Annotated in this window: 7 protein-coding genes; 4 read left to right on the top strand and 3 right to left on the bottom strand. The window is 71.2% G+C overall.

Annotated features, from left to right (window positions below; all coding sequences use genetic code 11):
* From WCE39_RS01490 to WCE39_RS01480, 3 genes are all read right to left on the bottom strand, one after another.
* A partial coding sequence (locus WCE39_RS01490; RefSeq protein WP_343274945.1) for a bile acid:sodium symporter family protein occupies window positions 1-900 on the bottom strand: 900 nt, incomplete at its 3' end.
* A gap of 166 nt (window positions 901-1066) precedes the next feature.
* Entirely contained in the window at window positions 1067-1720 is a 654-nt protein-coding gene (locus tag WCE39_RS01485; RefSeq protein WP_343274944.1) for a C40 family peptidase, read from the bottom strand.
* A gap of 111 nt (window positions 1721-1831) precedes the next feature.
* Window positions 1832-2380: a C40 family peptidase gene (locus WCE39_RS01480; protein ID WP_343274943.1), complete on the bottom strand. Its 549-nt coding sequence runs from the start codon at window positions 2378-2380 to the stop codon at window positions 1832-1834.
* An 84-nt stretch (window positions 2381-2464) separates the two neighbouring features.
* Here WCE39_RS01480 and WCE39_RS01475 point away from each other — a divergent pair, with 84 nt between their 5' ends.
* Genes WCE39_RS01475 through hutG form a run of 4 tightly spaced genes read left to right on the top strand, consistent with a single transcriptional unit; the run spans window position 2465 to window position 6463 of the window.
* Window positions 2465-2998: an FKBP-type peptidyl-prolyl cis-trans isomerase gene (locus WCE39_RS01475; RefSeq protein ID WP_343274942.1), complete on the top strand. Its 534-nt coding sequence runs from the start codon at window positions 2465-2467 to the stop codon at window positions 2996-2998.
* A 25-nt stretch (window positions 2999-3023) separates the two neighbouring features.
* On the top strand, window positions 3024-4274 hold the full coding sequence (locus WCE39_RS01470; protein WP_343274941.1) for an NAD(P)/FAD-dependent oxidoreductase: 1251 nt from the start codon (window positions 3024-3026) through the stop codon (window positions 4272-4274).
* Window positions 4271-5638, top strand: coding sequence for a glutathione-disulfide reductase (gene gorA, locus WCE39_RS01465; RefSeq protein WP_343274940.1), 1368 nt, complete (start codon window positions 4271-4273; stop codon window positions 5636-5638). Before WCE39_RS01470 ends, gorA begins: the two co-directional genes overlap by 4 nt.
* Before the next feature lie 45 nt (window positions 5639-5683).
* Complete coding sequence (gene hutG, locus WCE39_RS01460) at window positions 5684-6463, top strand: N-formylglutamate deformylase (RefSeq protein ID WP_343274939.1); 780 nt, start codon at window positions 5684-5686, stop codon at window positions 6461-6463.
* The last annotated feature ends 86 nt before the right edge of the window (window positions 6464-6549 follow it).

The raw sequence follows: 6549 nt of genomic DNA, 5'->3' as shown, positions 1-6549 counted from the left end.
GGCGGGTTCACGACTTTCGATTGATGGTAGGGGGGGAAGCGGAATCTTTTTTTCGCGGTTGAGCCAGACCGCGAACGCGCCCGCGGTGAAGAACATCAGCAGGCTGTAAACCGCCGCGGGGATCGCCATTGCCGCGTTGCCCAGGACGTTGAGCGCGATGAAGATCGCCAGCGTGCCGTTGTGGATGCCGATTTCCATCGAGATCGCGATCGCCTGCTGCCGCGGCAGCCTCAGCGCGCGCGGCGCCGCATAGCCGGCGCCCAGGCTGGCGAGGTTGAAGAGCAGGCAGGCCAGCCCGACCGCGGCCACCGATGCCAGCAGCACGTGCCAGGACTGCGCCACGGCCACGGTGACCAGCAGTGCCAGCACCAGCACCGACAGGATCCGCAGCGGCCTGGTCGAGGCCGCCGCGAAGCCGGGCGCGAAATGGCGCACGGCCATGCCCGCGGCCACGGGCAGCAGGATGATCACCGCGACCTCGACCACCTTCGCCACCGGCGGCGGCACGTACTGGCCGGCGCCGAGGAAGTGCCCGAGCGACAGGTTCAGGATCAGCGGCAGGGTCAACAGGCAGAGCAGGCTGTTGATCGCGGTCAGGCTGATGTTGAGCGCCACGTCGCCGCGCGCCAGGTGGCTGTAGATGTTGGCGGTCGCGCCACCGGGCGAGGCCGCCAGCAGCATCAGGCCGACCGCGAGTCCGGGCTGCAGGCCGAAGCCCAGCGCAAGGGCGAACGCCACCCAGGGCAGGAGCAGGGTCTGCAGGGCCAAGCCCACCAGCACCGCTTTCGGGTAGCGCGCCACGCGTCGGAAGTCGGCGAGGGTGAGGCCCATCCCCAGCCCCAGCATGATGACGCCCAGGGCCAGCGGAAGCAGGAGGTTGGTGAGCAGAGAAGCCTGCATCGGCGTCCGGTCGGGTGGCGGGGTTGGCCGAGCTTGGACCGGCGCGGCGTCCGGCGCACGCCGCGGCGCAGCGTGGCCGCGGCACGCCGGTGCCGGCGGAAGGCCGGATGCGGGAAGGCCGCCCGGAGGCGGCCTTCATGTCACGCGTGCCGCGTGGCGGCCGGCCTCAGCTGTGCAGGCCCTCGACCCGGCGCGCCTGCAGGAACTTGCCGGCCCAGTAGCCGGTGTCCAGCCGCGACACGGTGACGTCGCGGCCGGTGCGCGGCGCGTGCACGAACTGGCCGTCGCCGACGTAGATGCCGACGTGGTCGACGCGCTTGCCGCGGCGGCCGAAGAACACCAGGTCGCCGGCCACCAGCGCGGCGCGCTCGACCTGTTCGCCGTTGCCGGCCATCTCGCGCGACACGCGCGGCAGTTCGATGCCCAGCGCGGTGCGGAACACGTAGCCGACCAGGCCGCTGCAATCGAAACCGGAATCCGGCGACGTGCCGCCCCAGCGATAGGGCGTGCCCAGCAGGCCCATGGCCCGCTGCAGCAGGACCTGGATGCGGCCCTGCGGCCTGGCGTCGCCGCCCGACTCGCCGGCCTCGATCAGCTGCAGGACGTCGGCGGCGCTGAGCATGTCGCGGCTCGGCGCGATGGCGGAACCCACCAGGGCCCGGCTGGTGGAGCCGGACAGCACGTCGTCGGCGGAGTCGGCGGCCAGCGGGGCCGCGAGCGCCGGAGCCCCGCAAAGCAGCAGGACACCGGTGAACAGGAGGCGATGCAGTCGCCCTGGACGGGCGAGGCGCAGGGAGTCGATCGGGGCGGAAAAAGTCACGCGGTCTTCACAAGTCAACCAGAGCAGCGCGTGATGGTGACGTAGACAACGCGTGAATTTGTTACGTTTTCATTAGCACGGCGTGAAAGCCGTGAGAACAGTGTCCCGGATTCAGCGCAGGATGCGTTTTGCGCCGCTGTAGTTCCGCCGCCAGTAGCTGCCGTCCAGGTGGTCCAGGCGCACCGTCCCGCCGGTGCTGGGTGCATGGACGAAGCGCCCCTCGCCGACATAGATGCCGACGTGGGTCACGCGGCCCCCGCTGCCGAAGAACACCAGGTCCGCGGTGGCGAGCCGCTCGGGCTCGATCCGCGGCCCCTGGTAGGCGGCCAGGTCGCGCGAGGTGCGCGGCAGCTTCAGGTCGAGCATGTCGTCGTAGACATAGTTGACCAGGCCCGAGCAGTCGAAGCCACCGCCGGGGGTGTTGCCGCCATAGCGGTAGGGCGTGCCGACCAGGCTGATCGCGCGCATCAGCACCGCGTTGGCGGCAGCGGGGTCGGCGGGAACGACCTGCGGCCAGTCGCGCTGGACCGCCGGGCCGGAGGGGGGCGGCGTGGCGCGGACGTCGTCGCGGGCGTCGCGGCCACAGCCCGCGGCCAGCAGCAGGATCGCCAACGCCACGGCGGCGATTGGCGCGCGGCTGCCGGTGTCTGGATAATGCATGCCCTTGCCCATCGGCCGGCATCTTGGCCGAACCGCCTCCTTCCTTACAAGCGGCCCCGCGCCGCGCCTCCGGACCCATTGCCCATGAAGATCGAAAAAGACCGCGTCGTCCGCTTCCACTACACCGTGTCCCAGCAGGGCGGCGAGCCGGTGGAAACGTCGAAGGACCGCGAGCCGCTGGCGATCCTGCACGGCCATGGCAACATCATCCCGGGCCTCGAGAAGGCGATGGAAGGCCACGTGGCAGGTGACAGCTTCAGCGCCGACGTGCCTGCCTCCGAGGCCTACGGCGAGCGTCGCGAGGGCATGACCCAGCGCGTTCCGAAGAAGCACTTCAGCGGCCAGAAGCTGAGCGTGGGCGACCAGGTCGTGCTGAACACCAACTTCGGCCCGCGCGCGGTGACCATCCAGAAGCTCGGCATGAGCGTGGTCGATGTCGACCTCAACCATCCGATGGCCGGACAGGACCTGCACTTCGACGTCGAGATCGTCGACGTGCGCGAGGCCGAACCGGTCGAGATCGAGCACGGCCACGTGCACGGCGCCGGTGGCCACGACCATGGCGATGCGGCCGGCAGCGATGCCGATGCCGACGACGACGCCGGCAAGGCCGGCTGACGGCCCCGCGCGCTTGGATTCCGCCATGGACGAACGCGTTGATGTGGTGGTGGTGGGCGGCGGCGTCATCGGCCTGTGCACCGCGCTGAGCCTGATCGATGCCGGGCGCAGCGTGCGCGTGCTCGAGGCCAGGACCATCGGCAGCGGCAGCTCGCACGGCAACTGCGGCACGCTGACGCCCAGCCACGCGGCGCCGCTGGCCGCGCCGGGCGCGGTCGCCCAGGCGCTGCGCTGGATGCTGACCCCGGATGCGCCGTTCTACGTCGCGCCGCGGTTCGACCCGGGGCTGTGGCGCTGGCTGCTCGGGTTCGCCCGGCGCTGCAATGCCCGTGACTGGCACGCGGCGCTGACCGCGCGCGCGGCCCTCCTCAACGATTCGATCGCGGCCTACCCGGAGTGGGTGGCGCGGCATGCGCCCGGCTCGGAGTACGCGGCGGAGGGCGTGGACTACCTGTACCGGACCGCGTCGGGCTTCGACGCGGCCGCGCGTGACATCCCGCACCTGGCCGCGGCCGGCATCGCCGCGGAGGTGATCGCCGGCAGCGACTACGAGCGTTCGGATCCGGCGCTGAAGCCGGGAATCCACGCGGTGATCCGCTTCCCGGACGATGCCAGCCTGCGGCCGGACCGGTACGTGAGCGGCCTGCTGCAGTCGCTGCGCGCGCTTGGCGGCGGGGTCGAGGACGGCTGGGAAGTGCAGGGGATCGACGAGGATGCGGACGGCGTGACGGTCCATGGCAACCGCGGGCGCGTGCGTGCGCGCGACGTGGTCATCGCCACCGGTGCCTGGTCGCCCACTCTGATGCGCTCGGCGGGCCTGGGCGCGCTGCCGGTCCAGCCCGGCAAGGGCTATTCGATCACCTACGACCGCCCGTCGGTGGTACCGCGGCGCCCGCTGTCGCTGCACGAACCCGGCGTCTGCGTAACCACCTGGGGCAGCGGCTACCGCCTGGGCAGCACGATGGAATTCTCGGGCTACAGCACCGATCTCAACCGCCGCAGGCTGGATGCGCTCGAGCGCGGCGCGGCACAGTTCCTGCACGAGCCCGTCGGCCCGGTAAAGCACGAAGAGTGGTACGGCTGGCGCCCGCTGAGCATCGACGACGTGCCGATCATCGGCCGCGTGCCCGGCCGTCGCCACGCATGGCTCGCGACGGGACACGGCATGATGGGCGTCAGCATGAGCCCCTCCACCGGACAGCTGGTCGCCGACATGATCTGCGGCAACGATCCGCGAATCGATCCCGCGCCGTACTCGCCGGCACGGTTCCGGTGAAAGACGCCCGCGCCATCGAGGTCGACCTGGCCGTCGTTGGCGGCGGCTCCGGTGGACTGGCGGCGGCCTTTCGCGCTGCCAGCCACGGCGCGCGCGTCGCCCTGCTCGAGCCGGGCGAACTGGGCGGCACCTGCGTCAACGTCGGCTGCGTGCCGAAGAAGGCGATGTGGCTGGCGGCCGACCTGGGCGCGCGCATCGGCATGGCTTCGGCGCTGGGCTTCCCGGTCGAACCCGCCTACCCGGATTGGACCCGGCTGGTGGCCGGCCGCCAGCGCTACATCGCCAACATCCACGCCAGCTACCGCCGGCGCCTGGACGACGCGGGGATCGTGCTGCTGCCCGCGCGGGGCCGGCTTGCCGGCGACGGCGTGGTCGAGTGCGGCGACGGCACCCGGGTGCGCGCGGCGCACATCGTGCTCGCCACCGGAGGCCGGCCGGTGCGTCCGGACATTCCCGGCGCCGGCCTGGCGATCGATTCGGACGGCTTCTTCGCGCTGTCGGCGGCCCCCGGGCGGGTGGCCATCATCGGCGGCGGCTACGTCGGCGTCGAGCTTGCCGGGGTGATGCAGGCGCTGGGCAGCCACGTCGAGCTGTTCGTGCGCGGCCAAGGGCTGCTCAAGGGCTTCGACCACGAGGTGATCGAGCGCCTGCAGGGCAACCTGCACCAGTCCGGCATCGCCCTGCACCTGGGCTATTCGCTGGCGGCACTGGAGGCCGGCGAAGCCGGCGGCGTGCGCCTGCGCGAGGAGGGCGGCGATACCGGCCAGCCCTTCGACGTGGTGATCCTTGCCACCGGGCGGCGTCCGAACAACGACGACCTGGGACTGCAGGCCGCCGGGGTAGCGACCGACGACCGTGGCTACATCAAGGTGGACGGGTACCAGGCCACCGGCGCCAAGGGTGTGTATGCGGTCGGCGACGTGACCGGCCGCCTGGCGCTGACGCCGGTGGCGATCGCCGAAGCGCGGCGGCTGATGGACCGCGTGTTCGGCGGCGAGCCGGACGCGCGGGTCGACCATGCAGACGTGCCGACGGTGGTGTTCTCGCATCCGCCGGTCGGCATGGTCGGCCTGACCGAGGCCGAGGCCCGCGAGCGCTTCGGCGGCGACGCGGTCAGCTGCCACCACACCACCTTCCGGCCGATGCTGCATGCCCTGGCCGACGTGCAGCAGCACAGCATGTTCAAGGCCGTCTGCGTGGGCGAGGAGAAGCGCGTGGTCGGCCTGCACCTGCTGGGCGAGGCCGCGGACGAGATCCTTCAGGGCTTCGCCGTGGCAGTGAAGATGGGCGCGACGCTCGCCGACTTCCACGCCACCGTCGCCATCCACCCGACCAGCGCCGAAGAGATCGTGTTGCTGCGTTGAGTCGTTGCGGCGATGGCGACGCGACGCCATGTAGCATCGTGCTCCATGGACATATTCATCCTGCATCGCGGTACTGCGCCGCTCCTGGTCAGCCTGCCGCACGACGGCACCCACGTTCCCGACGCGATTGCACGGCGGCTGACCGCCAGCGCGCGCGGCGTGCCCGACACCGACTGGCACGTGGCGCGGCTGTACGATTTTGCGCGCGAGCTCGGCGCGTCGATCCTCCTGCCAACGCATTCGCGCTACGTCGTCGACCTCAACCGCAGCGAGGACGACACCTCCCTGTATCCCGGGCAGAACACCACCGGCCTGTGCCCGGTGCGGCAGTTCAACGGCAGCGCCGTCTACCTTGAAGGCCAGGAACCCACGCCCGAAGAGGTCGCGGAACGCGTCGAAGCCTACTGGCACCCGTATCACGCGGCACTGCAAGGGGAGATCGATCGCCTGAAGCAGTCGCACGGCCGCGTCGTGCTGTGGGAAGCGCACTCGATCCGGGGGGAACTGCCCTGGCTGTTCCCGGGTCGCCTGCCGGACCTCAACCTCGGCACCGCGGGCGGCGCGAGTTGTTCGCCGGAGCTGGCCGAGCGCCTGGCGCTGGTGCTGGCGAAGCAGGACGGTTACGACTGGGTCGCCAACGGCCGCTTCAAGGGCGGCCATATCACGCGCCATTACGGCCGCCCGGAGCTGGGCATGGAAGCCGTGCAGCTCGAGATCGCGCAGCGTGCCTACATGGACGAGGCGACGTTCGAGTGGCTGCCGGGGCGGGCCGCGGCGCTGCAGCCGGTGCTGCGCGCCCTGCTGGAAGCTGCGCTGGGAGGCTGAGCCTGCAGTCGCGGCACGGCGTTGCAATCCATCCCGTTTGTGGGAGCAGCCATCGCTGCGATTGATTGCCCGCTCATCGCATGCCG

Origin of the sequence: Luteimonas yanweni, from assembly GCF_039548475.1 — a bacterium.
GTDB lineage: Bacteria > Pseudomonadota > Gammaproteobacteria > Xanthomonadales > Xanthomonadaceae > Luteimonas.
The sequence above is the reverse complement of the archived record's forward strand: the minus strand, read 5'-3'. Positions and strand labels throughout refer to the sequence as shown.